Source organism: Streptomyces sp. CBMA123 (assembly GCF_014596465.1).
Taxonomy (GTDB): Bacteria; Actinomycetota; Actinomycetes; order Streptomycetales; family Streptomycetaceae; genus Kitasatospora.
The window spans coordinates 1-25,749 of the sequence record NZ_MECK01000025.1 but is presented as its reverse complement, the minus strand read 5'-3'; the positions used below and the strand labels follow the sequence as shown (position 1 = coordinate 25,749).

The following is a 25,749-nucleotide window of genomic DNA, read 5'->3' as shown; positions in this document are numbered from 1 at the left end:
GCTGCGGGCGACGGCCAGGGCCCGGGCGCGCTCGGCGCGGCGGTCGGTGCCGTCGGGCTCCCCGGCGGCGGAGGTCTGCTCCGGGGCAGGGTTCACGGTGCCACCGCGCGGGGCAGGGTCTGCGGCGCCGGGACGGAGGCGACCAGCCGCGCCAGCACGTCGTCCGCCTCGATCTGGCGCACCCACAGTTCCGGCTTGAGCGTGATGCGGTGGGCCAGCGCGGGCCCGGCGAGCGCCTTGACGTCCTCGGGGGTGAGGTAGTCGCGGCCCTCCAGCATGGCGCGGGCGCGGGCCAGTTGGATCAGCGCGAGGCCGCCGCGCGGCGAGGCGCCCACCTGGATCTGCTGGTCCTTGCGGGTGGCGTCGACGAGGGCGATGACGTAGTCGACCAGGTCGTCGTCGACCTCGACCCGTTCCACCGCGGCCCGCATGGCGAGCAGTTCCGCCGGGCCGGCCACGGTCTCCAGGACCGGTTCGGGGGCCGCGCGGCCGATCCGGGCGCGCAGCATCGCCGCCTCGGTGGCGGTGGGGAGGTAGCCCATGCGCACGCGCAGCAGGAAGCGGTCGAGCTGGGCCTCGGGCAGCGAGTAGGTGCCCTCGTACTCGATCGGGTTGGCGGTGGCGATGACCAGGAAGGGGTCCGGCAGCCGGCGGGTGGCGCCGTCGACGGAGACCTGGCCCTCGGCCATCGCCTCCAGCAGGGCGGCCTGGGTCTTGGGCGGGGTCCGGTTGATCTCGTCGGCCAGCAGGAGCTGGGTGAACAGCGGGCCGGGCCGGAACACCATCTCGCCGGTCTTGCGCTCGTAGAAGGGCGCGCCGGTGACGTCGGAGGGCAGCAGGTCGGGGGTGAACTGGATCCGGCGGAAGTCCAGGCCGAGGGTGGTCGCGAACGAGCGGGCCAGCAGGGTCTTCCCGAGCCCGGGCAGGTCCTCGATCAGGACGTGCCCGCCGGCGAGGGCGCCGAGCATGACCAGGCGCAGCGCCTCGGGCTTGCCGACGACCGCCCGTTCGATCTCCGCGAGCACCGCGCGGGCCCGTTCTCCGGCCTGCTGCGGGGTCAGCGGGGGCGCGGTCGGGGCGTCGGCGGGGCGGTGGGGGCGGGTGGAGAGGTCGGACATGTCGCTCCTGCGGAAACGATTCGGTCGCTGGGTGTGGTGCTCGGACGGGGGGTCGGTGCGGGGACCGCTACGGCGGTCGGTACCGCGGTCGGTGCGGGGACCGGTACGGGGGCCAGGGGGTGACGGGCGCTCACAGGGAGTCGAGCCGGTCGACCAGCTCGCGCAGCACCTCCACCGGGAAGACCCCGGCCGGCATGGGCGACAGGGGGTCGATCCACGGCCACAGCCTCGGCCCGACCAGTTCGGCCGCCCGGTCACGGTCGGCGGGCAGGTTCACCCCGTGCACCTCCGCCAGCCGTACCGCGTACAGCCGTTGGAGCCGGGCGCGCAGCGGTGCGGAGTCGCCCTGGGGGTCGAGGCCCTGGCGGACCGTCCAGCGCCAGTCGCCGAGGCCGTGCTCGTACACGTCCATCTGCCGCGGCCGGCGGCGCAGCGAGAAGCCCTCGGCCCCCGCCCCGGCCACCCGGCGGGCGACCAGCAGACCGGTGACGGCCAGCAGGGCCGCGCCGGCCCCCGCCCCGGGCCAGCCGCCGACCAGGGCGAACAGGACCTCGGCGAGGACGGCGGGCACGGCCAGCTCGATCAGGCTGTGGCGCACCGAGCCGGGGCGGGCGAGCTCGCGCTCCGTTCCGGCGCCGCGCGGCGCCGCACCACTCATCGCTGGTCTCCCTCGGCAGGTGCCCCGTCGGCGACCGGGGGCACGGTGTCCGCGAGCCGGGCGGCGATGGCGTCCAACGCCGTACGGGCCCGGCGCACCTGGTCGTCGTCCATCCGGTGGCTCGAGTACCGGGCCTCGCGGAACAGCGCGGTGAGCTCCCGGGCCCCGGCGGCGTCGATCCGCTCGTCGGACAGCGCGCGCAGCAGCAGATCCGTCGGGCTCTCCCAGGCGTGCCGGGGCAGACCGGAGTCGGCCAGCGAGCCCTCCATCGCCGCGTAGCAGGCGATCACCGCCGCCCGGGCGTCCGTTCCCTCCAGTGCCCTGCGACCGGAGGTGACGGCCTCGGCGAGAGCGTCCTCGGGGCTCGCGGGCCCGGCGGCGACCACGGCGGGCGGCACCGTCGGCACCTTCTCGGCCCGCCGTCGGCGCAGGGCGACGAGCCCGACCAGGAGCGCGACCGTGGCGGCCAGCAGGAGCAGGGCGACGGCCAACGCGCCGAGCCCCAGGCCGACGCCCAGCACGTCCGGTGCGGGCGTCCTGTCCGGTGGGGTCGGCGGGACAGGCCTGACGGTGGGCACCACCAGCTCATGGGGCAGCCTCGGCTGCCCCGGAGCGGCCCGGCGGTTCAGGACCAGCAGCAGGACCGGCACCGCGGCGGCGGCCAGGGGCAGCAGGCGCATGGCCGCCGCCCGCAGGCGTTCGGCCCGGGGCGTCGGCCCGTCGAGGTGGCGGACCTCCTCACGGAAGCGCACCGCGAACCTGCCGACCAGCGCGGCCCAGCCCAGCCCGATCAGTACCACGGACCCGAGACCGCTCACCGGCCCGCTCGCCGCCGTCCCCAGCAGTCCGCCCTCGGGCCGCAGGGCCGCGGCAGCCGTCAGCAGCCCGCCGACGACCAGCAGCACCCCCGCCGGCCGGCTCCACCGTCCGCGCGTACCCGACGGCGACCCACCACTCATCCGAACCCCCCGGTCCCGCGCGCGCGACGGCGCGCGAACTGCAGCGTCGCACATCATCCGGCACGGTGTCACCCGCCGTCACGGGCGCCCCCCTGGCTCGGGCACGCGGCGGGCCCACGGCGACCTCGCCAGCCCGGACTCGGGTTACCTGACCGCCTCCGAACTCCCCGTCTACGGCGGCGTCCGCGCCGCGTACACCGTCCCGGACCGCTGAGCACCGCCTGGTGGTCGCGCGGGTGCTCCGTGGTCGCGCGGGTGCTCCGAACGATGCCGGGCGGTGCCGGGCGATCGCGGGAAGGCCCGGGGATGCGTTGACGCGCCTTCCGGGCCCGGGCGACGCCCTGCGGGCAGGCGGGTGCGGGGATCGGCCGGTGCCGGCAGCCGGCCGGTGGGGTGCGGACGGTGCGGTCAGCCGGACTGCGGCGTGAGGACGGTGCGGTCGAACGGGCCGCCGTGCGCGGCGGCGTACCCGACGGCCTCGTTGACCGCGTCGAGGCCGAAGGTGCGGACCCGTTCGGGGCCGAGGTCCAGGGCGCCGGAGGCGATCAGCCGGATGATGCCGACGTTCGCCGTGCGCGGGTACATCCACTGCCCGCGCACGGTGATCGAGTTGCGCATGATCCACGGGTACGGGAGCGCGAGGTCGTCTCCGCCGAGCATGCCGACGCCGCCCATCAGGACGACGCGGCCGTACTCGCGGACGGTCATGGCCGCCGCGCGGGTCGCCGAGCTGGGTGCGCCGGGCGGGAGCAGGTCGATGACCATGTCGATCGGGCCGTCGGCCGCGGCCGTCATGGCGGTGCGGTCGGCGGTCTCGTCGCCGGTCAGCGCGACCGGGCGCACGCGCGGGCCGAACCGGTCGGCGAGGAGGTCGAGTACGGGCCGGTTGCGGCCGGGGGTGACCACGCGGCCGGCCCCCATGGCGAGCGCGAGCGCGACCGCGCTGCTGCCGAGGTTGCCGGTGGCCCCGCTGACGAGCAGCGTCTCACCGGCGGCCAACTCGCCCGCCAGCAAACCGCCGTAGGGGATGGTGTACACACCGAGAGCGGCGGCCCAGCGGGCCGGGTCGTCCCCGGCTGCGGCGGGCAGCGGGTAGCCGTTCTCGGTCGGGACCCGCATGAGCCCGGCGAACGAACCGTCGTGCAGGTGACGGGCGAGCCGGGCGCCGCCCTCGCCGCGCGAACTCCAGCCCTGGAGCGTGATGTCGGGGGTCAGGGCGTCGTCCCGTGAGCGCACCGTCACATCGCACCACACCAGGTCACCGGCCCGCAGGCGGGTGGCGTCCGGGCCGACGTGGACGACCCGTCCCACGCCGCCGATGCCGGGGACGACGGGCGGCACCAGGGGGTACTTCCGGGCACCGCCGAAGACCTCGCCCGCGTACGGGGCCACCGCGGCGGCGAGGACCTCGACCACCAGCTCACCGCCGCCGGCCTCGGGATCGGGCACCTCCCGCACCGTGAGCGGGGCGCCGAACCGCGTCAGAACTGCTGCGCGCATGTGAATGACCTCCGAGTTCGTCCGTGTTCGTCCGAGTACGTGCGTGTCCGTCGGGATCCGTCCGTGTCCGTCCTGGATCCGTCGGGATCGACACTAGGAGCGCCGAGTGCATGCGGGAAGCGACGATCCCTCATCCCTGGTATGCGTAGGACGCATGGACATCTCCAGCGCGGGCCTGCGCGTCCTGCGACAGATCGCCGAGTCCGGCAGCTTCACCGCGGCGGCCGCCCGACTCGGCTACACCCAGTCGGCCGTCTCTCGGCAGGCCGCCGCCCTCGAACGCACCGTCGGCACCGCCCTGTTCGAACGCCGCCCGGACGGGGTGCGGCTCACCCCGGCGGGCCTGACCCTGCTGCGGCACGCCCACGCCATCCTCGACTCCTTCGCGGCCGCCGAACGCGACCTCACCGGCGCCCTCCCCCCGACGCCGCCGGTACGTCTCGGGGTGTTCCTCAGCGCCGGCGCGGCGATCCTGCCCGCCACACTCGCCCACCTCGCCGCGGCCGACCCGCGGATCGCGGTCACCACCAGCGAGGGCACCACCCCCGCCCTGGTCCGCAGGCTGCGCGCGGGCACGCTCGACCTCGCCGTGCTGACCTCCCGACCGCCCCACCGGCCGCTGGACGGCGAGGCGCCGCGCCTGCACGTCGAGACCCTCGCGGACACCGACCTGGTCATCGCGGCGCCCTCGACCGGACGGTTCGCCGGCCGCACCACGGTGCACGTCGACGAACTCGCCCACGCCGCCTGGATCGCCACCCCGTCCTCGGCCTCCGAGCCGCTGCTCGGCGTCTGGCCCGGCCTGCCCGCCCGACCGCGCATCGTCCACTCGGCCCGGGACTGGCTGACCAAACTCCACCTGGTCGCCGGCGGATTCGGCGTGACGACCGTCCCGTCCCGGCTCTCACCGGTGCTGCCACCCGGCGTCAGCCTGCTGCACGTCGAAGGCGCGCCCCCGGAGCTCCGCCGGGTCCTCGTGGCACGCCTTCCCGGCCGCCCCGCCCCGGCGGTCGAGGCCGTCACCCGAGCGATCGTCTCGGCCGCCTGACCCGCCCGTCACCACGGTCGGCCCCCGTAGCGGTGACGGGCGGCGGTGACGGTGACAGGCGGCGGGCGACGGGCGACGGGCGACGGGCGACGGGCGACGGGCGATCACCTGAAGCTCATGTCGACTCCCCCGCGCCCGTACGTCACCGGCCGGGCCGGGGACGGCGGCCGGGAGCCGTGCAGTGGGCCGCGGCCACCGCCGGGGTGCTAGAAATCCCACGTGGACGATCACCCGGAACCCCCGACCCGCCGCGTCTTCGTGGCCCTGGCTCCGCCCGACGACGCCAAGGACGAACTGGCCCGGGCCCTGCAGCCCGCCTACGCCGGCTACCCGCGGTTGCGGTGGAACCGGATCGAGGACTGGCACATCACCCTGGCCTTCCTCGGCGAACAGCCGTCCACGGTGGTGCCGCTGCTGCAGTCGGCGCTGGCCCGTCCCGTCGCGTCGCATCCCGCCCTGCACCTGGGCCTGCGGGGCGGCGGCCACTTCGACCAGCGACTGCTGTGGAGCGGGATCGACGGGGACCTGGAGGGACTGCAACTGCTCGCCGCCGACGTCCGGGGCCTGGTCAGGTCCTGCGGGATCGAGTTCAGGGACCGGCCGCTGCGCCCCCATCTGACGCTGGCCCGGTCCCGCCGTGACGATCCCGTCAGCGTTCCGCAGGCCGCGGCCGGGCTCACCGGGTTCGTGGGCCGACCGTGGCAGGCCGAACGCCTGCACCTCGTCGCCAGCAACATCGGCCGTGGCCCCGGGCCGATCCGCTACCGCGACATCGCGGCGTGGCGACTCGGCGTCGCCGCCCGGGCCCTGGGCGACGACGCCGTCACCGGGCCGTAGCCCGCGGGCGAGCGCCTCCGAGGATCGGGAAGCCGGCGTCGTGCCGGAGGCCGTCACCGGCCCTGCCCGGCCGCTCCGGCTCATGAGGGCCCGAACACTCCACCGGCACACGGCCGTTACCCTGGGCCGGACGTGGAGGGGGCATGGAAGGGGCGGATATGGCACGGGTCGGGGTGTGGCGGATCAGGGCGATGTTCTGGGACCTGGACCAGCCGTCCTTCCGGAACCGCCGGAACCCCAAGTACCGGTGGAGCGACCGGACGGAGCGGGCCGGGTTCCGGCTGGAGGGCGTGTTCCAGCTGCTGGACCTCCCGGAGCGCCGGCGCGCCCGGCTGCTGCCCCTGGTGCGCAAGCAGTGGCTGACGGCGGTCGCGGAGGATCCCCACGCGGCGCTGCCGCCCCTCGCCGAGGCGGCGGCGAACGGACTGGACTTCGCGACCGACGAGTTCGTCGACCAGGCGCTGGCGCGCTGGATCCGCGACGGCTGGCCGTACCGGCTGGAGCGGCAGGTCTACGACCGGCTGGACGAGGCCCTGTCCACGACCGGCCGCTCGCTGCCCGAGCGGCTGACCGACGTGTACCGCACGATCGGGCCCGTCGACGAGGAGAGCACCCACCGGATCCGCCGGATGCTGATGGACTACCACCCGGAGCAGCCGCCGATGGAACTGCTGGTGGCCATCGGCCCGTTGCACTCGGAGGCGGACTGGTGGTGCGACCTCGGGTACGACGCCCTCGAGAGCGGCGACCTGGACAGGGCCGGGCGGCACTTCGCCCGGGCCAATGAACTCGGCTGCCCGCACGTGCGCGAGCGGGTCGCCTACCTCGCGCTGCTGCGGCTGGAGGAGCACGCCGACCGGGCCCGGGTGCGCGAGGCCCTGATGACCGTCCGCGAGGTGCATCCGTCCCTGACCCCGGAGCAGTTGTTCCACCTGGGCTGCCGGGCCATCCTCGCCGGACTGGAGCCGGACCTGCCGGACGGGCGGACCATGGCGGGGATGCCGGTGGACCGGCCGGACCTGCTCCACCTGTGGCTGGCCCAGCACGCCCTGCGCACCGGGGCCCGCACCGAGGCCCATCGCCTCCTGCGCGCGTGCGTGCGCAAGGCCAGGAAGCAGGCCAAGCTCCCGGACTGGCCGCCGTCCGTCGGGTGGGTCGGGGATCCGTCCGCCGCCGACGTCCGCGCGCTGGCCTCGGCCCAACTCGCCCGGATGAAGGGCGAGCCTGCGCCCCGGCGCCCCGGCCACGAGTCCGACGATCCGGACGAGCGCTTCCTGCCGTCCGTGCTCCGGCTCGACCCGGGCTGGCTGCACAGGACGCCGCCGAACCCGTAGCCCCCGGAGCAGGTCCAACTCCCGGGCGGGCGTGCGAAGATCCACCAACCCGACGGCCTTCTCCGAGGCAAGCGCGCTCGGGTTCACAACAGCAGGTGAGTGGGGGGGTGATCAGCACCGCCCGGGCCTCCGCCATAATTGGTCCGCCTGCGAACCACGCGGGCTGACCCGCCTGCCCGGGCCCTGCCCACCGGGTCACACCCCTGTCCTTATTCCGGAGGACCACATCGTGCGCCCCACTCGCGCCAAGGGCCTGCTCGCCGCAGGCATCGTCACCGTGCTCGGCGGCCTTCCCACCGCCGCCACCACGGCTTCCGCCGCCACCACCGGACCGGCTGACGAGCCGTCCGGGGTGCTACGGGTCGACGCCTGGGACCCGGCGTGCTCGGACTCCGGAGCGGGGACGGCGGCGAAGCCGTTCTGCTCCGTCAACGCGGCCGCGGCGACGGCGCTGCCGGGGCAGACCGTCGAGGTGGCCAGGTCCGCGTTCGGCTCCGACACCGTGGTCACGAAGTCGGGCGAGCCCGGCCGGCCCGTCACCATCCGGGGTGCGGCCGGCGGCGCCAGCGCGGTGGGCGGCGATGTGCGGCTGTCCGGTGTGCACGACGTCGTCGTGGAGTCGATGGACGCACGGGAGGTCCTGGTCACCGGCTCCAGCCGGGTCACCGTGGTTCGCGCCAAGGCCTCCGGGATCAAGGTCACCGACTCCCCCGGAACGACCCTCACCAACAACACGGTGGCCGACGGCTGCACGGCCGGCATCGAGCTGGCCGGCGACTCCTCCGGCTCGAACCTCTTCAACAACGTGGTGCGCAACCACTTCTCGCCCTCCGCGCCGTTCTCCTGCCCGAACCCCGCGGGCGCGGAGATCACGGTCTCCGCCCTCTCGGCGAAGGACACCCGGGCCGGATCGAACACCGTCGCGCCGTACTGGACGAACTCCGGCAACGGTACGCCGTACGACTGGGCCGGCACCCGGCACCAGACGCCCGAGTCACTCACGGCCGCGACGGACGGCCGGGCCGGCCGGCACGACCACGTCGTGCCGCGCTGGCAGACCGGCAACGAGGTGAACAGCGAGGTCGTCGACTCCGCCGACGAGACCGCGCCGGGCTTCGTGCCGGCCGCACACCCGGCCGACGACCCGTGGCGGCCGAACCTCGGCACCGGCCTGGGCTACCACGACCGCGGGGCGACCGAGCGCCAGGAGCCGATATCGTCGGCCCAACTGACGGCCGACCACCAGCGGGCCCCGTACGGCACCGAGATCACGCTGACGGCGACCACCGGTCCGGAGAAGGTCCACTGGCCGACCTCCGTGATGACCTACCGCTACGACTTCGGCGACGGCACCCCGGTGGTCACCTCGAACTCCCCGGTCGTCAAGCACACCTACGCCAAGGCGGGCACCTTCGCCGCGAACGTCACCGTGGACACCGGCAGCGGCCGGCCGTTCACCGGCGGGTACGGAGTGCAGGTGCAGAGCACGACCCCCGGGCCGCTGACCGCCCGCGCCACCGTCCAGCAGGTCGTCCCGGACCAGTTCGACACCGCCGACGCCCCGCCGCTGGGCGTGCGGCTCGACCCGTCGGGAACCGCCTCGCCGTGGCCGGTCTCCAAGGTCGTGGTGGACTACGGTGACGGCTCCCCCGCCGTCACCCGCAACACCCTGGACGCGGTCGTCCATGGCTACGCCTCCCCGGGCGACTACACGGTCACGGTGACGGTCACCGACACCTCCGGCCGCACCAGCAGCGTCGCCCTCCCCTTCCGGGCCGCGTACGCCCCGACCGGGTTCCTGCGCACGGAGCCGTACCGGCTCGCCGACACCCGCGAGGACCCGAACCTCGACCTCAGGGCCGGCGTCGAGGTGCCCTTCACGCTTCCGACCGGCACCGCGCCCGGCGCCGACGGCGTGCCGGGGAACGTCTCCACCGTCGTCCTGAACGTGACCGTCACCGACGCCGCCGAAGACACCCACCTCACCGTCTGGCCGACCGGTCAGGCCCGCCCGACCACCTCGAACGTGAACGTCGCGGCCGGTCGCACCTCGTCCAACCTGGTCACCGTGCCGATCGGCGACGCCAAGCGGATCAGTACCCTGCTCAACGCCGGACGCGCCGAGGTGATCGTCGACGTCGTCGGCTTCTACCGCCCCAACGGCGGTGACCTGTTCACCCCGCTGTCGCCGAACCGACTGGCGGACACCCGCGAGAACAGCAAGCTCGGGTCGGGCGAGACGCGCGCGGTGAAGGTTGCGGGCGTCGGCGGCGTCCCGGCGGACGCCACCTCCGTGGTGCTCAACCTGACCAGCACCGGAACCACCGCCGACACCCACCTCAAGGTGTACGCGGGCGGCGGGACCAAGCCGGTCAGCTCCAACCTGAACCCGGAGCCCGGCAAGGACAAGTCCAACCAGGTCATCGTTCCGGTCGGCCCGGACGGCACCGTCAACGTGTACAACCACACCGGTTCCACCCACGCGATCCTCGACGTCTTCGGGTACTACTCCCCGAGCGGCCAGGCCACGTACACGCCGACCGTGCCCGTCCGCCTGACCGACACCCGCGCCGGCACGTCCGCCAAGCCGGGCCCGGACAGCACCACCGTCGTCGGCGGCATCCCAGCCGGTGCCCGCGCCGCCGTCCTCAACGTGACGTCCACCAACACCACCGAGGACAGCTACCTCACCGTGCACGCCCACGGCGCTCCGCGCCCCGGCACCAGCAACCTCAACCTGCTGGCCGGCCAGACCGTGCCCAACCACGTCACCACACCGGTCGGCGCGGACGGCAAGGTCGACGTCTACAACCACGTCGGCAGCACCGACATCATCGTCGACCTGTTCGGCTACTTCACGGACGCCCGGCCGCGGCCCTGACCCGACCCCCCCGGCCACCGGCCGCCGGCGGTCCGCACCCGAGCCCGGGTGCGGACCGCTCATGGCGTCCGACTCCGCATCCCCGTCAACGGCGTCGGCGTCGTCCGCGACGGGCCGGCGCCCGTCGATGTGCAGCTGGATCAGCGCGGCGTGGGAGAGCGGGCTGCCGGGGTCGGCGCCGGAGGTCCGCCGGGGTCCCCGGGTAGGCTGCCGCCCCGTGTTCGAATACCACGGGTGGGTCAACGTCCTGGAGAGTGCCGAAGCCGATGACGAGGACGTCCGTGTCGAGGAGGCCCGGCTGCGGGTGATCGCGGAGGGCGTCCAGCGGCGGATCGCGGAAATCGCGAGCCCGTACCTCCTGGATCTGCGGTGGATGAACGGCGCGGTGTTCGTCCACTTCGGCGGTCAGGCGAATCACCGCGATCCGGAGGTCCTCGACTTCTTCCGCGAGGTCGGCCGGCGGGCACCGGGGTCGTACGGTCTGCTGCACGTCCGCGATGACGAGGCGCCGGGGCGGGGGAACGAGGTGCGCGTCCTCCGGATGGTCCGGGGTGAGGTCTCCGAGCACACCGAGCCGTTGCTGTCGCCGTGCGTCCCGGTCCTGGAGGATCCCTGGACGGCGGCGGAGAGTGGAGGAAGGGGGCCGGATAGGGTGGAACGGCACGTCAGAGGGCTGTGAGCGGCCGGGGAGGGTCCTGGACCATGGGGAAGAAGAGCGAGCTGGACGAGCTGAGGGCGCGCCTGGCGACGCTGGAGGCGGAGGTCGATCGGCTGCGCGGCGAGGCTGCGGCGTCGGGTGCGGCGTCGGCGGTGGCCGCCGGGCAGCCGCAGGCGATGACCCGGATCGCGGACGCCGTCGGCGTGATGGTCTCCGGACGGGCGGAACGGACGGAGGAGCCGACGAAGGTCCTGCGCACGGAGCACACCGAGCACACCGAGCGCACCGAGCGCACCGAGCTCACGGAGCGCACCGAGGCGCCGGAGACCCTGATCGTCCCGCTTCCCCAGCACGGCGAGTTCCTGGAGGGCCTGCTGTCCGGTCGGCCGGCGCTCCAGCAGTAGCTACTCCGGGAGCAGTTCGGCGGCGCGGTCGGCGACCTCCCGGTGCAGGGCGTCGCGCACCGCGCGTACGGCGGGGCGGGTGACCGCCTCACGGCGGACGGCCAGGGTGATCGGCAGCCGGATGTCCACCTCCTCGGCCAACAGCCGCCGCAGACCGGCCCGTTCGGCGAGGAAGGCCGGCAGCACGCCGATGCCGGCGCCCAGTCGGGTGGCTTCGAGCTGGGCGAAGACGTTGGTGGAGGAGAACGCGGGGGTGACGCCCGGCAGGTGGCGTTCGATGTCGAGGTCGCCGACCTGGAGCATCGACTCGATGTAGAAGACCAGTGCGTGTTCCCGCAGTTCGGCGAGGGTACGGGGGGCACCGCGCCGGGCGAGGTACCCGTCGTCGGCGTACAGGCCCAGTGCGTAGTCGGTCAGGTGCTCGGTGACCAGTCGGCTCCGGGGCGGTCGCCCGATCGCCAGGGCGAGGTCGAAGCCGGCCGGGTGCAGGGTCAACTGGCGGGTGGCGGTGATGAGTTCGGCTTGCAGTCCGGGGTGGCGGCGGCGCACCCGGGCGAGCGCGGGGGTGGCGAAGAGGGTGCCGAAGCCGTCCGGGGCGCTCACCCGTACGGTGCCGCGCAGCGAGGGCGCGTGCTGGCCGGACACCGCGTCGACGACGTGGTCGAGGGCGTCCTCGATCGCGCGGGCGCCCTCCGAGACGGCCTTTCCGGCGTCGGTGAGGGCCCAGCCCTCGGCGCCGCGTTCCATCAGCCGCACGCCGAGGCTCGTCTCCAGTGCGGTGATCCGGCGGGACACCGTGGTGTGGTCCACGCCGAGGGCGGAGGCGGCGGCCACCAGCCGCCCGGTCCGGGCGACGGCGAGCAGGTAGCGGAGGTCGTCGGCGCGGAGCCTGCGCGGGTCGGGGCCGGGAGCGTCGAATTCGCCGCGGTCACCGGGCGAGGAGGGAACGGGGTCCGTACCGGCCGGGCGGGAACGGGAGTGCACGGGCCCACGCTATCTGCATTCGCGCACACCGGGTCTGCGTGTTTGGCGGTTGAACGCACACCCGCGTGGACGGCACAGTCGGAACCGCCCGGCCGGGGAAGCACCCCCGCCGGCCCTCCGTCCCGCCCCGCCCTTCCCGCCCAGCGTCGAGAGGTCCCTCATGGTCGCCAGCCTGTCCCTGCCCCGGATCATGCGTGTCGGCCGGGGCGCCGCCGAGGAGTTGGGCGAGGTGGTGGCGGGGCTGGGACTGAGCCGGCCGCTGCTGGTCACCGACGCGTTCCTGGTGCGGACGGGCGCGGCGGAGCGGCTCCTGGCGGCGCTGACCGGGGCCGGGCTGAGCCCCCGGCTGTTCGCCGACACCGTGCCCGACCCGACCACCGACTCCCTGACGGCTGGTCTGAAGGCGCTCCAGGAGCACGGCGCGGACTCGGTCGTCGGCTTCGGCGGCGGCAGCCCGATGGACAGCGCCAAGGCCCTCGCCCTGCTCGCCGTGCAGGGCGGCCACATGCGCGAGTACAAGGCGCCGCGGCTCAACCTCGGTCCGGCCCTGCCGGTGGTCGCCGTCCCCACCACCGCCGGCAGCGGATCGGAGGCGACCCAGGTCACCGTCATCACCGACAGCGACACGGACGAGAAGATGCTCTGCCTGGGCCCGGCGTTCCAGCCGCTGGCCGCCGTGATCGACGTCGAGCTGACCATGTCGATGCCGCCCCGGCTGACCGCCGACACCGGCATCGACGCCCTCACCCACGCCGTCGAGGCCTATGTGAGCCGCAAGGCCAACCCCTTCACCGACGGCCTCGCCCTCACCGCGATCGGCACCATCGGCCGCCATCTGCGCCGCGCCTACGAGGACGGCTCGGACACCGTGGCCCGCGCGGCCATGATGCTCGCCGCGACCCAGGCCGGCCTGGCCTTCTCCAACTCCAGCGTCGCCCTGGTGCACGGCATGAGCCGGCCCATCGGTGCCCACTTCCACGTCGCCCACGGGCTGTCGAACGCGATGCTGTTCCCCGCGGTGACGGCCTTCTCGGTGCACGCGGCCCGCGCCCGCTACGCCGACTGCGCCCGTGCCCTGGGCGCCGCCACCCCCGCCGACACCGACGACCTGGCCGCCGACAAGCTCGTCGACGCCCTCCGCGCCCTGTGCCGCGACCTGGAGGTGCCCACGCCCCGCAGCTACGGCATCGACCGGGACGCCTGGACCGCCCGCATCCCCCTGATGGCCGACCAGGCCCTGGCCTCCGGCTCCCCCGCCAACAACCCCGCCGTGCCCACCGCCGACCAGATCCGGGACCTCTACGCCCGGATCTACGCCTGATCCACCGTCAGCGCACGGGCCCCGGTCGCACTCAGCCGGTGGACTGTGCGGCCCGCGGGGTCACCAGCATGCGGATGTCCTGGTCGGCCCAGAGGACGAAGCGTTCGACAGGGACCACCCGGTGGCCCGGCTCGGGGCGCAAGCGGAGCCGCTTGAGCAGCACGGCCGGCAGCAGCAGGGCCTCCACCGTGGCCAGTCGGGCCCCTCGCAGGCGCGCGGGCCGCCCGCAGATGGGCGAGCGCCCGGGCGGTCCGCTCGGACTGCTCGGCCTGCTCGGACTCCGCCCGCCACCGTACCGGGGCCGGCAGCGGCGGCGGGGTCGCGGCGCGGAGGGCCCGGCGCCGCGGAGGCGGTGATCCGCCGCCGACCAGGTCCGACCGGGTCCGACCGGGTCCCACCAGCCGATCCGCCCGACGGATAATGGCCGGACCGTCGGCCGACCGCGCCCGCGGCACCGATCGATCGAGAGGCAGTGGACGGATGACCCTGGAGGAAGGCCGACGCGTCAGGCTGACGGAGGACCTCGGCATCGGTGAGGCCGTCGCCGGGGAGCCGGGGGCCGTGGTCGGGTTCCTGTCGCTGGGCGCCGGGATCGAGGGCACCGTCGAGCGGGTGGACGGCGAACTCCCGGAGAGCGAGGCGGTCCGCGAGTACCAGCGCCTCCAGGCACTCTTCGAGGACTACGGGCACACCATGCCGGCCGCGAGCCGGGAGCGGCTCGCGACCCAGATCGCCGCGCTGGAACCGGAGTGGGCCGCTCATCGGGAGCGGGGGCGGCAGGTAACGGTCCGGGTCCGGCTGGACAACGGCCTCGTCCTCGACGGGCTGCGCCAGGACGTCCTCGCCACCCTGTGAGGGAGGCCGCCCCGGCCGCCGCGGTTCTGCGCGGGCCCGCCCCGGAAGGCGTCCGGCCCCGGCCCCTGGCCGGGCCCGCGCAGAACTGGAACGATGGCCCGATGCGGATACTGATCATGGGCGGCACCCGGTTCGTCGGCCTCCACTTCGCCCGGGCCGCGCTCGCCGCCGGACACGATGTCACCGTGCTGCACCGGGGCCGGTCCGGCGCCCACCTGCTGCCCGAGGCCACCCACCTGATCGCCGACCGCGACGCGGACCTGTCCGCGCTGCGCGGTCTCGGCTGGGACGCCACCGTGGACGTCAGCGCCTACTTCCCGCGCCAGGTACGGCAGTTGGCCGACGCCCTGGACCCCGGCGCCGCCGGGCGCTACCTGCTGGTCTCCTCCATGGCCGTCTACGACACCCCCGCCGCCCCCGGCTTCACCGAGGACTCCCCGCTGCGGCCCGCCGACGGCCCGGAGCCCGGGGAGGTCAGCGCCGCCTCCTACGGCGTCCTCAAGGTGCAGTGCGAGCGGACGGCACGGGAGCGCTTCGGCCCGGACGCGCTGCTGGTGCGTCCGACGTACGTGATCGGCCCCGAGGACTACACCCACCGCTTCGACCACTGGGTGCGGCGGCTCGCCCGGGGCGGCGAGGTGCTGGCGCCGGGCCGTCCGGACGCCCCGCTGCAGACCGTCGACGCCCGTGACCTCGCCGACTGGATGCTCGGCCTGCTGGAGCGGGGTGCCTCCGGCCCCTTCCACGCCGCGACTCCCCCGACCGCCACCATCGGCGGGCTGCTCGACGCCGTCGCCTCGGCCGTCGCCCCGCCCGGCACCACCCTCACCTGGGTGGCCGAGGACTTCCTGCGGAGCGCCGGCGTCCAGGACCGCGCGCTGCCGCTGTGGACCACCGACCCGCTGCTCCGGGCCACCAGCACCGCCGATTCCGCTGCCGCCCTCGCCACCGGGCTGCGCCTGCGCCCGGTGGCGGACACCGCCCGCGACATCCGGCCGTTCGAGCCGCTGCCGCAGACCCTGACGCCGGACCAGGAGTCCGCCCTGCTCGCCGGGTGGAAGCTGCGCTGATCAGGAGCGGTCAGTCGGTGAGCCCGAGCCGCAGGTGCTCGATGTGGTAGACGGCCTGGTCGAGCAGGGCGGCCACGTGGTTGTCGTAGAGCGCGTAGACGACCGAGCGGCCGTCCCGCCGGCCGACGATCAGGCCGAGGTTGCGCAGCAGGCGGAGCTGGTGGGAGCAGGCGGACTGCTCCAGGCCGACTTCGGCGGCGAGTTCGGTGGCCGCGCAGGGGCCCTCGCGCAGCCGGGAGAGGATCAGCAGCCGGGAGGGGGTGGCCAGGGCCTGCAGGGTGGTGGCCACCCTGGCGGCGCTGGCTTCGTCCAGGCGGGTGTGCGGGACGGCGGTGGCGGGGGCGGCTCCATGACCCATGCGGGCAATACTACAACTCATACATGAAGACGCGTTCATATGTTCATGTATGGTGAGTGAGTCACCGGCTCCGCCCTGCCCCGAAGGGTCCCGTCCGCATGCCCACCACCCTGATCGAGCGCCCCGCGCCCTCCGCCGCCCAGCGCCCCGACACCGCCCCGCGCCGCCGCACCCGGGTGTTCGCCCTCCCCGAGGCCCGCTGGGCCGCCGCCGCGACCGTGCTCTTCCTGATCGCGCTCCCGCTCCAGCTCACCGGCGCCCCGGCCTGGGCCTGGGGCCCGCTGTACGCCCTCGCCTACGCCACCGGCGGCTGGGAACCCGCCTGGGCCGGCCTCCAGGCCCTGCGCGAGAAGACCCTCGACGTCGACCTGCTGATGATCGTCGCCGCGCTCGGCGCCGCCGCCGTCGGCCAGGTGATGGACGGCGCGCTGCTGATCGTCATCTTCGCCACCTCCGGCGCGCTGGAGGCCCTGGCCACCGCCCGCACCGCCGACTCGGTACGCGGACTGCTCGACCTCGCGCCCACGACGGCCACCCGGCTGCCGGCCGACGGCACCGAGGAGAACGTGCCGACCGGAGAACTGGCCGTCGGCGACACCATCCTGGTGCGGCCCGGCGAGCGGATCGGCGCCGACGGGCGGGTGCTGGACGGCACGAGCGAGGTCGACCAGGCCACCATCACCGGCGAGCCGCTGCCCGTGGCCAAGGCGGCCGGCGACGAGGTGTTCGCCGGCACCCTCAACGGCACCGGCGCGCTGCGGGTCAAGGTCGAGCGGGACGCCGCCGACTCGGTGATCGCCCGGATCGTCGCCATGGTCGAGGAGGCCTCCGGCACCAAGGCCCCGACCCAGCTGTTCATCGAGAAGGTCGAGCAGCGTTACTCGATCGGCATGGTGGCCGCCACCCTGGCCGTCTTCGCGGTGCCGCTCGCCCTCGGCGCGGCCTTCACCGGCTCGCTGCTGCGGGCCATGACCTTCATGATCGTGGCCTCGCCGTGCGCCGTGGTGCTCGCCACCATGCCCCCGCTGCTGTCGGCCATCGCCAACGCCGGCCGGCACGGGGTGCTGGTGAAGTCCGCGGTGGTGATGGAACGCCTCGGGCAGACCGACGCCGTCGCCCTCGACAAGACCGGCACCCTGACCGAGGGCACTCCCCGGGTCACCGACGTCCGCCCGCTGCCCGGCTCCGGCCTGGACGAGGAGGAACTGCTGGCGCTGGCCGGCGCTGCCGAGCACCCCAGCGAGCACCCGCTCGCCCGCGCCGTCGTCGACGCCGCCCGCACCCGGGGACTGACGCTCGCCACCGCCGAGGGCTTCTCCTCCGCCCCGGGCATCGGGGTCACCGCGACCGTCGACGGCCGCACCGTCGCGGTCGGCGCCCCGGCCCGGCTGCCGCACCCCACCGACCGGGCGGTCCCCGCCCTCGCCGCCGAGCTGGAGGAGGGCGGCCGCACCGCCGTCCTGGTCACGGTGGACGGCGTCCCGGTCGGCCTGCTCGGCATCGCCGACCGCCTGCGCCCGGACGCCGCCGCCACCGTCACCGCACTGACCGCGCTGACCGGCACCGCGCCGACGCTGCTCACCGGCGACAACCCGCGGGCCGCCGCCCGGCTGGCCGCCGAGGTCGGCATCACCGACGTCCGCGCCGGGCTGCTCCCCCAGGACAAGGTCACCGCGGTCAGAGCGCAGGAGGCCGCCGGACGCAAGGTCCTGGTCGTCGGCGACGGCGTCAACGACGCGCCCGCCCTGGCCGCGGCCCACACCGGCATCGCGATGGGCCGGGCCGGCTCCGACCTCGCCCTGGAGACCGCCGACGCCGTGATCGTCCGGGACGAACTGGCCACCGTCCCCGCCGTGGTGGCGCTCTCCCGGCGGGCCCGCTCCTTCGTGGTGCAGAACCTGGTGATCGCCTCGGTGTGCATCTCCGTGCTGGTGGTCTGGGACCTGGTCGCCACCCTGCCGCTGCCGCTGGGCGTCCTCGGCCACGAGGGCTCGACCGTCATCGTCGGCCTCAACGGGCTGCGACTGCTGCGCGAGGCCGCCTGGACGAAGGCCCGGGCCGAGAGCGGCCGCTGAGCCTCCGGCATCCGCAAGGCCGCCGTCCCCCTCAGCCAGACGAGGGGGGCGGCGGCCTTCCGCACGCTCAGGGGGCCGGCGTCAGCTGTGCTTCCAGGTCACCGAGAAGGCGTTGCCGCCGCTCAGCCCGGAGGTGGTGGCCTTGGTGGTGCCGCCGGAGCCCATGGTGATGGCGTCCGGGTTGAAGCCGCCCAGGCTGTTTCCGTTGACGGTGGCGCCGGTGAACGCGACCGAGTGGAAGTCGGACAGCGGGAGCACCCCGGTGGAGCTGGAGGGGGCCTCGGCGATCACCTCGGCGGAGGCCAGGGCGGCGTTCTTCAGGGACTTGTTGACGGTGCGGCTCCAGCCCGCCGTGGTGTCGCGCAGGGTGAGGGTGAAGGAGCCGCTGCCGTTGGTGGTGACACTCGCGGTGAAGTGGTCGCCCGGCCGCACCGTGTTGCTGAAGTTGACCGGGTAGGCCGGGTACATCTCGTACCAGGAGGAGTAGACCGGGGAGCCGCTGGAGCAGTCGGCCTCGGTGCCGGTCTGCTCGACGCTGTTGCTGCCGTCGCCGTCGAGACCGACCCAGAAACTGGACCAGGTGTCTGCCCCGGCGCAGGACACGGAGGGCTGCACCCAGCTGGCGCTGACGCTGGTGAACCGGCTGCCGGTGGCGGCGTAGCCGGACCAGTTGCCGCTGGTGCTCTGCAGCAGGCCGCCGCCGTGGTGGGCGAGCGGGGCCTGGACGAGGGCGGGCGCGGTGGCGGCGACGGCCGGTGCGGCGGTGCCCAGGAGGGTCAGCAGGGCGGTGGACACGGCAAGGGTGCGCCGACGGGCTTCGGACATGGCTACTCCCTTGTGGGGGCGTGGAGTTGACCGAGCGTCGACAAAGGTAGACCCGCCGGGGCGGCGCCGGAGGTCACGGGGACATAACGAAGCGTCACTCCGCCCGCAGGGGGCGCAGCGCAACCCGCCCGGAACCCGGAGCGGTCAGCCGGCCCCCAGTGCCCGCCCACCGATGCGGGACAGCAGCACGTCGTTGGGCGCACCCACGATCAGCAGGGCCAGCGCATCGCGGTAGTGCCGCCCCAGGACACCGTCCGGCGCGGCGTACCCGGCCCCGCCGCAGAGCGCGGCCGCCACCCGGACCACCTCCTGGAGGGCCTCGGTGCAGAACACCTTGGCCGCCTCGGAGGTCATCCCCGCCGAGGCGTCCGGACCGACACGGGCCTCCGACCCGTCCGGACGGGCACGGGCCTCCGACGCGTCCGCTTCGAGCAGCGACTGCCAGACCGTCCGCATCACCGCGAGCCTGGTCAGCAACTCCCCCACCCGCAGCCGGATCGCACCCCCGGCCTCGGCCGTGCGTCCGTCCAGGGCGGCCCGGGCGAAGGCCAGCGCATGCGCGACGACGGCGTCCGCCGATCCCACCGCCCGGGCCGCGTAGCTGGTCACGTCATGGCCGTTCAGGGCCCCGGTCAGATCGTGCCACCGACCGCCGAGCACCTCCCGCTCCGGGTCGAACTCGTAGTCGTCGAAGGTGATTTCGGCCAGCGATACGCCGAGCATGCCCGGTCGCGGCAGCTCCGGACCGACGGCCACCCCCGGACGCCCCGGGTCGACGATGACGCCCACCACGGCATCCCCGCTGCGGGCGACGGCCACCACCCGGTCGGCGTCCCGGGCGTTGGTCACCCAGCTCTTGCGGCCGTTCAGCACCCCGACCGCGCCCCGGTGGGACACCAGGGTGCGCAACTCGGCCGGGCTGCCGAGGCCTTGCTCGTGGTAGGCGCGAGCGAAGACCGCCGCGCCCCTCGCCATCGGCCCGAGCCAGTCGCCCCGCTGCTCCGGGGTGCCGTGCTCCAGCACGAGCCGGCACAGCTTCAGGTGGGTGCCGACCAGGCCCGCCAGCGGCTGCCAGGCGCGGCCCAACTCGTAGCCGAGCACGGCCACGTGGCGCCGGCTCCAGCCGCCCCCGCCGTACTCGGCCGGGACGGTGGCTCCGAAGGCGCCGAGCCTCGCCAACTCCCGTACGAGGGGAGCGGGGTAGCGGCCCTCGGGGTGGGCGGCCAGGTACCTGCCGACGTCCTGCCGAGCGAACCGCGTGATCCGCGCGAGGTCCGAACTGTCCACGTCTCAGTGCTCACTTCCGTCCCGGATGGCGGACCCAGTGTGACGGCGGACCGGGCCGGCGGCGAACCCCGGCACCGATGATCACTCGTGCAGGTGACATCGGCCCGGTCCGGCCCCGAATCCGGCGGGATCGGCGGTTGGATGACCCGCGACGACGCGCACCGCAGGAGGCGCGGGGACAGCCGACGGGAAGCACGGAACCGCATCGTGGAGATCTACGCCCAGGACCGGATCGTCCGGAGGTACGCCGCCCGGCTGCCCGCCGACCCCGCCCTGCTCCGTCGCAGCAGCCTCCGGGAGGGCGGCCGGATCGTCCGGCTGCCGCCGCAGCACGAGGTCGACATCGATGTGCTGGACCTCTCCACCACCAACACCACCGGCACCTTCAAGTCCTGGCTGACCTGCCTCGCCGTCGCCCAGTGCCTGCGCCGCGAGCAGCCCCTGGTGCTGGCCCAGAGTTCGGGCAACACCGCCAACGCCCTCGCCGCCTACGCCCTCCACACCGGCCTGCGGGCGGTGATCCTCCACCCCCCGGCCTCCCGCCGCCGGATCACCCCGGAGCTCGCCGAGACCGACTCCGTGCAGTTCGTCGAGGTGGACGCACCCGAGCGGCGGATCAAGGAGGTGCTGGCGCACTGCACCGCGGCCCTGCGCCTCCCGGCCGCACCCACCCTCGCGGACCAGGGCGGGGCCAACAAGCTCCGCGCGTACTTCCTGCGGGACGCCGGCCGCGAACTGGGCCGGCGGTGGGACTGGCACGTCCAGGCCGTGTCCAGCGGATACGGGCCGCTCGGCTTCTACGAGGGCCTGCGGGAGATCCGGCGCGCCACGGGCGAGGCCGTCACCGTGCCGCGCTTCCTCGGCGTCCAGCAGGAGGCGGTGACCCCCTTCGTCCACGCGCTCGGCCTCGACTGCGGGCGGGCCGCCCCGCCCGCCGCGGCCGAGCCGCTCGAACCCACGCTGTTCCGCCGCACCCTCACCGAGGACCTGGTCCGCCGGATGCGCGAGCTGTGCGCCGAGTCCCGCGGCACCGTCCGGGCGCTCGCCGACGCCCGCTACCTGCGGCTCGAACCGCGTGCCGTCGCCCTGCTGCGGGGCGCCGGCGTCACCGTCGCCCTCGACCCCGACGGCGCCCCGCGCGAACGCGCCGGCCTCTACTCCCTCGCCGGCACCCTGGACGCCGTCGAGCAGGGACTGATCCGCCCCGGCGAGCGGGCCATGGCCGTCTTCACCGGCGGCGCCGCCCCGGCCCCGGCCGGCACCTACCGGCCGCACTGGCACGCCCGCGCGGACGAGGCCCCCGAGATCATCGCCCGCGCGGTCGCCGTGCTCGGCTCCTGACCGACGATTCCACCGCGGGGAAGGACCGATCCGGCTCCGCCGCCCCCCGTTCCGTCCAGGACCTCATCGACCGGAGCAAGGCCGGGTGAACCGCCCGGCCACCGGGCGTCGGCCTACGGAACGTCCCGGGCCGCCGGCGCCGGCGCGTCGTACTCGGTGAGCATCTCCCGGGTGAACCCGAACAAGTACGTGGCCAGGAAGCCCACCACGTAGCCGGTCAGCAGCCCGCCACCGTAGACGGCGGCGCTCGCGGCCATCCCGTCCGGACCGGCCAGCAGCGGGAACAGCGCCCAGCCGGACGGGCCGACGGCCGTCGAGCCGACCGCGTCGCCAAGTTGGCCGGCCACCCCGACGAAGGCGCCCCCGGCCGCGCCGCCCACGCAGGCCGTGACGAACGGACGGCCCAGCGGCAGCGTCACCCCGTAGACCAGCGGCTCGCCGACGCCGAGCAGACCGGCCGGCAGCGCGGACCGGATGGTCGCCCGGATCGAGGCGTTGTGGCGCAGCCGCAGGTAGACGGCCGCGGCGCAGCCGACCTGCCCGGCCCCGGCCATGGCGAGGATCGGCAGCAGCACGGTGGAACCCTGCTGCTGGATCAGGGTGGTGTGGATCGGGATCAGCGCCTGGTGCAGGCCGAGCATCACCAGTGGCAGGAAGAGGCCGCCGAGCACCAGCCCGGCGAGCAGTCCGCCATGGGCGAGCAGCCAGGTGGCGGCGTGACCGATGCCGGTGGAGACCTCCCCGGCGACGAACATCAGGCCGAACAGGGCGGCCAGCCCGCCGAACAGGACGGTGACCGTGGGGGTGACCAGGACGTCCAGCGCGGCGGGCAGGATCCGCCTGGTCCACCGCTCCAGCTGGACGGCCAGCAGCGCGGCGAGCAGCGCCCCGACCACACCGCCCTGCCCGGGGGTGAGGTGGTGGCCGAACGCCTCCACCCTGGCGACGCCCGCGTACCCGATCACACTGGCAACGGCCCCGCCCAGCACGGGCGTTCCGCCGAACTCCTTCGCCGTGTTGTAGCCGACGAAGACGGCGAGCAGCGACATGAACCCGGAGGAGACCGCCGTCAGCGCGGGCACCAGCCCGGTCGCCCAGCCCAGGTTGGCGAGCGCCCCGGAGAGGGCGGCGACGATCCCGCAGCCGATCAGGGCGGGGATCAGCGGGACGAAGATGTCGGCGACCCGGCGCAGCGCCCGCTTCACCGGCGTCGCGTTGCGCACCCGGGCCTCCTCCCGGATCCGCGCACCGCGCCCGGCGAGGTCCTCGGCGGTGGGCGGCGGCGGGGCAGCCACCCCGGCCCCGGAAGCCAGCATCTGCCGCAGCTGCGCGGTGACCCCGGCGACGGCGCCGGGGCCGAGGACGATCTGGTAGGTGTCGTCCTCGACCGTGCCCAGGACGGCCGGCAGCGCGCCGAGCGCCTCCCGGTCGACCAGGGCGAGGTCCGCCAGGCCCAGCCGCAGCCGGGTCATGCAGTGGGCGACCGAGCGGATGTTGGCGGCGCCGCCGACCAGCGGGAGGATCGCCTCGGCCACGGCGCGGTTCTTCTCGTCGGACATGCCGAGGGAGGTACCCGCAGGGGCCCTCCCCTCAACCGGTCCCGTACCCGGCGACCATCGCCCGGGCCGGGACCTACCGCCCGAACGGCCGCCGGACTATCGTTAGCCGGCGGTAGCTATCGAAATCCACACTCGATCCGGCGGCCGACCCCGGCCGGGCCGACCGGCGGGAGGCAGCGGTGGCGACACGACTCTCCGGCAGCGGCAGGACCGGGCGGCAGCGCCCGGCCCGTACCGGGGTGGACCCGGACCATCCCCGGTACAAGTGGGTGGCCCTGTCCAACACCACGCTCGGCACCCTGATCGCCACCATCAACGCCTCGATCGTGCTGATCTCGCTGCCCGCGATCTTCAACGGCATCGGCCTGGACCCGCTGGAGCCCGGCAACGTCAGCTACCTGCTGTGGATGCTGATGGGCTACATGCTGGTCACCGCCGTCCTGGTGGTCACCCTCGGCAGGCTGGGCGACATCCACGGCCGGGTCCGGATCTACAACGCCGGGTTCCTGATCTTCACCCTCACCTCGGTGGCCCTCTCCCTCGATCCGCTGCACGGCGGGCCGGGCGCGCTGTGGCTGATCGGCTGGCGGGTGGTGCAGGCGGTCGGCGGCTCGATGCTGATGGCCAACTCGGCGGCGATCATCACCGACGCCTTCCCGGCCCGCCAGCGCGGCACGGCGCTCGGGGTCAACATCGTCGCGGGCATCGCCGGGTCCTTCATCGGCCTGGTGCTGGGCGGACTGCTGGCCGAGTGGAACTGGCGGTCGATCTTCTGGGTCAATGTGCCGATCGGCGTGCTCGGCACGGTCTGGGCCTACCGCTCGCTGCGCGAGACCGGGGTGCGCCGGCCCGCCCGGATCGACTGGTGGGGCAACATCACCTTCGGCGTCGGCCTGACCGCCCTGCTCGCCGGGATCACCTACGGCATCCAGCCCTACGGCGGCCACACCATGGGCTGGACCAACCCCTGGGTGCTGGCCGGACTGTTCGGCGGGGTGGCGCTGCTCGCCGTGTTCTGCCTGGTCGAGGCCAGGACGGCCGAGCCGATGTTCCCGCTCTCGCTGTTCCGCGACCCGGTCTTCACCGGGGGGAACGCGGCCACCCTGCTGGGCTCGATCGCGCGCGGCGGGCTGCAGTTCATGCTGATCATCTGGCTCCAGGGCATCTGGCTGCCGCTGCACGGCTACGACTACGCCGACACCCCGCTGTGGGCGGGCATCTACCTCGTCCCGCTGACCGTCGGCTTCCTGGCCGCCGGGCCGGTCTCGGGCTACCTGTCGGACCGCGCCGGGGCCCGGCTGTTCGCCGCCGGCGGGTTGGTGGTGATGGCGTTCTCCTTCGCCGGGCTGCTCCTGCTGCCCACCGACTTCGGCTACCCCTGGTTCGCCCTGCTGGTGTTCCTCAACGGCCTGGGCGGCGGCCTGTTCGCGGCCCCCAACACCTCGCTGATCATGTCGAGCGTGCCGGCTGCGGCCCGCGGCGCCGCCTCCGGCATGCGGGCCACCTTCCAGAACGCCGGCATGGTGCTGTCGATCGGGGTGTTCTTCTCCCTGATGGTGGCCGGGCTGTCCGGCTCGCTGCCGCACACCCTCACCGCCGGGCTGACCGCCCAGGGCGTGCCCGCCGCCGACGCCCGCACCATCGCCTCGCTGCCGCCGGTGGGCACGCTGTTCGCCGCGTTCCTCGGCTACAACCCCGTTCAACAGCTGCTGGGCCCGCACGTGCTGAGCCGGCTCCCGCCGGACAACGCCCGGACGCTCACCGGCCGGGAGTTCTTCCCCCAGCTGATCTCGGGGCCGTTCCACGACGGGCTGGTGGTGGTGTTCTGGCTGGCCATCGCGATGTCGCTGGTCGCAGCGGCGGCCTCGCTGATCCGCGAACAGCGGCGGCCCGCCGCCTCCGCACTGGCACCCACGCCCTCGCCCGCGCCCACACCCACACCCACACCCACACCCGACCCGCAGGTCCCCGCCGCCGGCCAGGACCAGGGCGCCCCGCCGGCCAAGGAGCACGGGCCGTGAGCGCGGACGGCGACGGGCTGTCCGCCGAGGCGGTGGTCCGGCTCCGGCTGGCGATCGGCCGGCTCAACCGCCAACTGGTCCGCGCCTCCGGCGACCAGGACCTCACCGCCGCCCAACTCTCCGCCCTGGCCCGGGTGGACCAGCACGGCCCGCTGCGGCTCGGCGAACTCGCCGCGCGCGAAGGCGTGGCCGCCCCGTCCATGGTCCGGACGGTGGCCCCGCTCGTCGCCGACGGCCTGATCGCCAAGACCCCCGACCCGCAGGACGGCCGCTCCCAACTCCTCGCCCCCACCCCGCACGGACGGGACACCCTCGCCCGGATCCGCCGGGAGCGCACCGCCCTGCTGGCCCGCCGCGGCGCCCGCCTCACCCCGGAGCAGTGCCGCGCCCTGGAGGCGGCCCTGCCCGTCCTGGAACTGCTGCTCGACGAGGCCGACCCGCCCCGGCCCGACACGCCCGGCACGCCCGGCACGCCCGGCCGCAGCTGACGAACGGCGTGAATCCCGCGCGTCGGCCTGCCTGTTGACGCACCAAAGGGGGGCTGGCTCGCGGTCGGCCAGGCGCTGCGGAGCGACGGCTGCTGCGCGCCGTGACGGCCGCCGGACCGCGCGCCGCTCCGGGCGGCCTGCCGTACACCGCTCCGGCCGTCCGCTGAC

Annotated in this window: 23 protein-coding genes; 13 read left to right on the top strand and 10 right to left on the bottom strand. The window is 74.8% G+C overall.

The features are described from left to right. Positions 1-92: 92 nt before the first annotated feature. The 4 genes from BG452_RS05150 to BG452_RS05135 all read right to left on the bottom strand — a co-directional run bounded on the left by BG452_RS05150 (position 93) and on the right by BG452_RS05135 (position 4,235). Positions 93-1,118 carry an AAA family ATPase gene (locus tag BG452_RS05150; protein WP_188302964.1) on the bottom strand — a complete coding sequence of 342 codons (1,026 nt, stop codon included), beginning with the start codon at positions 1,116-1,118 and terminating at the stop codon, positions 93-95. 130 nt (positions 1,119-1,248) lie between these two features. Continuing rightward, positions 1,249-1,776 (bottom strand): hypothetical protein, encoded by a 528-nt coding sequence (locus BG452_RS05145; protein ID WP_188302963.1) that lies wholly within the window; start codon positions 1,774-1,776, stop codon positions 1,249-1,251. Beyond that, positions 1,773-2,681 (bottom strand): DUF4129 domain-containing protein, encoded by a 909-nt coding sequence (locus tag BG452_RS05140; protein ID WP_188302962.1) that lies wholly within the window; start codon positions 2,679-2,681, stop codon positions 1,773-1,775. The genes BG452_RS05145 and BG452_RS05140 overlap by 4 nt, the downstream gene beginning before the upstream one ends. 462 nt (positions 2,682-3,143) lie before the next feature. Beyond that, positions 3,144-4,235: an alcohol dehydrogenase catalytic domain-containing protein gene (locus BG452_RS05135; RefSeq protein ID WP_188302961.1), complete on the bottom strand. Its 1,092-nt coding sequence runs from the start codon at positions 4,233-4,235 to the stop codon at positions 3,144-3,146. Between the two features lie 154 nt (positions 4,236-4,389). On the opposite strand from BG452_RS05135, the gene BG452_RS05130 reads away from it, so the two are divergent. The 6 genes from BG452_RS05130 to BG452_RS05105 all read left to right on the top strand — a co-directional run bounded on the left by BG452_RS05130 (position 4,390) and on the right by BG452_RS05105 (position 11,397). Then, positions 4,390-5,283 (top strand): LysR family transcriptional regulator, encoded by an 894-nt coding sequence (locus tag BG452_RS05130; RefSeq protein WP_188302960.1) that lies wholly within the window; start codon positions 4,390-4,392, stop codon positions 5,281-5,283. Between the two features lie 219 nt (positions 5,284-5,502). After that, positions 5,503-6,120 (top strand): RNA 2',3'-cyclic phosphodiesterase, encoded by a 618-nt coding sequence (gene thpR, locus BG452_RS05125; protein WP_188302959.1) that lies wholly within the window; start codon positions 5,503-5,505, stop codon positions 6,118-6,120. A gap of 143 nt (positions 6,121-6,263) precedes the next feature. After that, positions 6,264-7,454, top strand: a complete 1,191-nt coding sequence (locus tag BG452_RS05120) for a hypothetical protein (protein WP_188302958.1) — start codon at positions 6,264-6,266, stop codon at positions 7,452-7,454. Positions 7,455-7,683: 229 nt separating this feature from the next. Next, positions 7,684-10,335: a PKD domain-containing protein gene (locus BG452_RS05115; RefSeq protein WP_188302957.1), complete on the top strand. Its 2,652-nt coding sequence runs from the start codon at positions 7,684-7,686 to the stop codon at positions 10,333-10,335. A 217-nt stretch (positions 10,336-10,552) separates the two neighbouring features. Next, positions 10,553-11,014: an Imm7 family immunity protein gene (locus BG452_RS05110; protein ID WP_188302956.1), complete on the top strand. Its 462-nt coding sequence runs from the start codon at positions 10,553-10,555 to the stop codon at positions 11,012-11,014. A gap of 23 nt (positions 11,015-11,037) precedes the next feature. Further along, positions 11,038-11,397: a hypothetical protein gene (locus tag BG452_RS05105; protein ID WP_188302955.1), complete on the top strand. Its 360-nt coding sequence runs from the start codon at positions 11,038-11,040 to the stop codon at positions 11,395-11,397. Here the strand turns inward: BG452_RS05105 and BG452_RS47590 are convergent, their stop codons facing one another. After that, positions 11,398-12,381 (bottom strand): LysR family transcriptional regulator, encoded by a 984-nt coding sequence (locus BG452_RS47590; protein WP_188302954.1) that lies wholly within the window; start codon positions 12,379-12,381, stop codon positions 11,398-11,400. A 160-nt stretch (positions 12,382-12,541) separates the two neighbouring features. Between BG452_RS47590 and BG452_RS05095 the strand changes: the two genes are divergently transcribed. After that, positions 12,542-13,702 (top strand): iron-containing alcohol dehydrogenase, encoded by a 1,161-nt coding sequence (locus BG452_RS05095; protein WP_188302953.1) that lies wholly within the window; start codon positions 12,542-12,544, stop codon positions 13,700-13,702. Positions 13,703-13,733: 31 nt separating this feature from the next. Here BG452_RS05095 and BG452_RS05090 read toward each other — a convergent pair whose 3' ends face one another. Beyond that, positions 13,734-13,889, bottom strand: coding sequence for a hypothetical protein (locus BG452_RS05090; protein ID WP_317620909.1), 156 nt, complete (start codon positions 13,887-13,889; stop codon positions 13,734-13,736). A gap of 293 nt (positions 13,890-14,182) precedes the next feature. Between BG452_RS05090 and BG452_RS05085 the strand changes: the two genes are divergently transcribed. Together BG452_RS05085 and BG452_RS05080 are read left to right on the top strand one after the other, a co-directional pair. Beyond that, positions 14,183-14,557: a hypothetical protein gene (locus BG452_RS05085; protein ID WP_188302952.1), complete on the top strand. Its 375-nt coding sequence runs from the start codon at positions 14,183-14,185 to the stop codon at positions 14,555-14,557. A 101-nt stretch (positions 14,558-14,658) separates the two neighbouring features. Next, complete coding sequence (locus BG452_RS05080) at positions 14,659-15,627, top strand: NAD-dependent epimerase/dehydratase family protein (protein WP_188302951.1); 969 nt, start codon at positions 14,659-14,661, stop codon at positions 15,625-15,627. A gap of 10 nt (positions 15,628-15,637) precedes the next feature. Here BG452_RS05080 and BG452_RS05075 read toward each other — a convergent pair whose 3' ends face one another. Further along, positions 15,638-15,985, bottom strand: coding sequence for an ArsR/SmtB family transcription factor (locus tag BG452_RS05075; protein ID WP_188302950.1), 348 nt, complete (start codon positions 15,983-15,985; stop codon positions 15,638-15,640). Between the two features lie 98 nt (positions 15,986-16,083). Here BG452_RS05075 and BG452_RS05070 point away from each other — a divergent pair, with 98 nt between their 5' ends. Continuing rightward, positions 16,084-18,060 carry a heavy metal translocating P-type ATPase gene (locus BG452_RS05070; protein WP_188302949.1) on the top strand — a complete coding sequence of 659 codons (1,977 nt, stop codon included), beginning with the start codon at positions 16,084-16,086 and terminating at the stop codon, positions 18,058-18,060. 81 nt (positions 18,061-18,141) lie between these two features. Here the strand turns inward: BG452_RS05070 and BG452_RS05065 are convergent, their stop codons facing one another. Both BG452_RS05065 and BG452_RS47585 read right to left on the bottom strand, forming a co-directional pair. After that, entirely contained in the window at positions 18,142-18,885 is a 744-nt protein-coding gene (locus BG452_RS05065; protein WP_188302948.1) for a G1 family glutamic endopeptidase, read from the bottom strand. 144 nt (positions 18,886-19,029) lie between these two features. After that, entirely contained in the window at positions 19,030-20,172 is a 1,143-nt protein-coding gene (locus BG452_RS47585) for an acyl-CoA dehydrogenase family protein (protein ID WP_188302947.1), read from the bottom strand. A 207-nt stretch (positions 20,173-20,379) separates the two neighbouring features. Here BG452_RS47585 and BG452_RS05055 point away from each other — a divergent pair, with 207 nt between their 5' ends. Continuing rightward, the gene (locus BG452_RS05055; protein WP_188302946.1) at positions 20,380-21,513 is read left to right on the top strand and encodes a pyridoxal-phosphate dependent enzyme; all 1,134 of its coding nucleotides are present in this window, start codon (positions 20,380-20,382) and stop codon (positions 21,511-21,513) included. 113 nt (positions 21,514-21,626) lie between these two features. On the opposite strand, the gene BG452_RS05050 is transcribed toward BG452_RS05055, so the two are convergent. Next, positions 21,627-23,072 carry a PTS transporter subunit EIIC gene (locus BG452_RS05050; protein ID WP_188302945.1) on the bottom strand — a complete coding sequence of 482 codons (1,446 nt, stop codon included), beginning with the start codon at positions 23,070-23,072 and terminating at the stop codon, positions 21,627-21,629. Positions 23,073-23,311: 239 nt separating this feature from the next. On the opposite strand from BG452_RS05050, the gene BG452_RS05045 reads away from it, so the two are divergent. Further along, the gene (locus BG452_RS05045; RefSeq protein ID WP_317620910.1) at positions 23,312-25,093 is read left to right on the top strand and encodes an MFS transporter; all 1,782 of its coding nucleotides are present in this window, start codon (positions 23,312-23,314) and stop codon (positions 25,091-25,093) included. Continuing rightward, complete coding sequence (locus BG452_RS05040) at positions 25,090-25,581, top strand: MarR family winged helix-turn-helix transcriptional regulator (protein WP_188302943.1); 492 nt, start codon at positions 25,090-25,092, stop codon at positions 25,579-25,581. Before BG452_RS05045 ends, BG452_RS05040 begins: the two co-directional genes overlap by 4 nt. The last annotated feature ends 168 nt before the right edge of the window (positions 25,582-25,749 follow it).

What these genes read in the sequence shown, in the direction of transcription:
- BG452_RS05150 (WP_188302964.1), bottom strand. Translation starts at nt 1,118, where the DNA reads ATGTCCGACCTCTCCACCCGCCCCCACCGCCCCGCCGACGCCCCGACC.
- BG452_RS05145 (WP_188302963.1), bottom strand. Translation starts at nt 1,776, where the DNA reads ATGAGTGGTGCGGCGCCGCGCGGCGCCGGAACGGAGCGCGAGCTCGCC.
- BG452_RS05135 (WP_188302961.1), bottom strand. Translation starts at nt 4,235, where the DNA reads ATGCGCGCAGCAGTTCTGACGCGGTTCGGCGCCCCGCTCACGGTGCGG.
- BG452_RS05130 (WP_188302960.1), top strand. Translation starts at nt 4,390, where the DNA reads ATGGACATCTCCAGCGCGGGCCTGCGCGTCCTGCGACAGATCGCCGAG.
- BG452_RS05120 (WP_188302958.1), top strand. Translation starts at nt 6,264, where the DNA reads ATGGAAGGGGCGGATATGGCACGGGTCGGGGTGTGGCGGATCAGGGCG.
- BG452_RS05105 (WP_188302955.1), top strand. Translation starts at nt 11,038, where the DNA reads ATGGGGAAGAAGAGCGAGCTGGACGAGCTGAGGGCGCGCCTGGCGACG.
- BG452_RS05095 (WP_188302953.1), top strand. Translation starts at nt 12,542, where the DNA reads ATGGTCGCCAGCCTGTCCCTGCCCCGGATCATGCGTGTCGGCCGGGGC.
- BG452_RS05085 (WP_188302952.1), top strand. Translation starts at nt 14,183, where the DNA reads ATGACCCTGGAGGAAGGCCGACGCGTCAGGCTGACGGAGGACCTCGGC.
- BG452_RS05080 (WP_188302951.1), top strand. Translation starts at nt 14,659, where the DNA reads ATGCGGATACTGATCATGGGCGGCACCCGGTTCGTCGGCCTCCACTTC.
- BG452_RS05075 (WP_188302950.1), bottom strand. Translation starts at nt 15,985, where the DNA reads ATGGGTCATGGAGCCGCCCCCGCCACCGCCGTCCCGCACACCCGCCTG.
- BG452_RS05070 (WP_188302949.1), top strand. Translation starts at nt 16,084, where the DNA reads ATGCCCACCACCCTGATCGAGCGCCCCGCGCCCTCCGCCGCCCAGCGC.
- BG452_RS05065 (WP_188302948.1), bottom strand. Translation starts at nt 18,885, where the DNA reads ATGTCCGAAGCCCGTCGGCGCACCCTTGCCGTGTCCACCGCCCTGCTG.
- BG452_RS05050 (WP_188302945.1), bottom strand. Translation starts at nt 23,072, where the DNA reads ATGTCCGACGAGAAGAACCGCGCCGTGGCCGAGGCGATCCTCCCGCTG.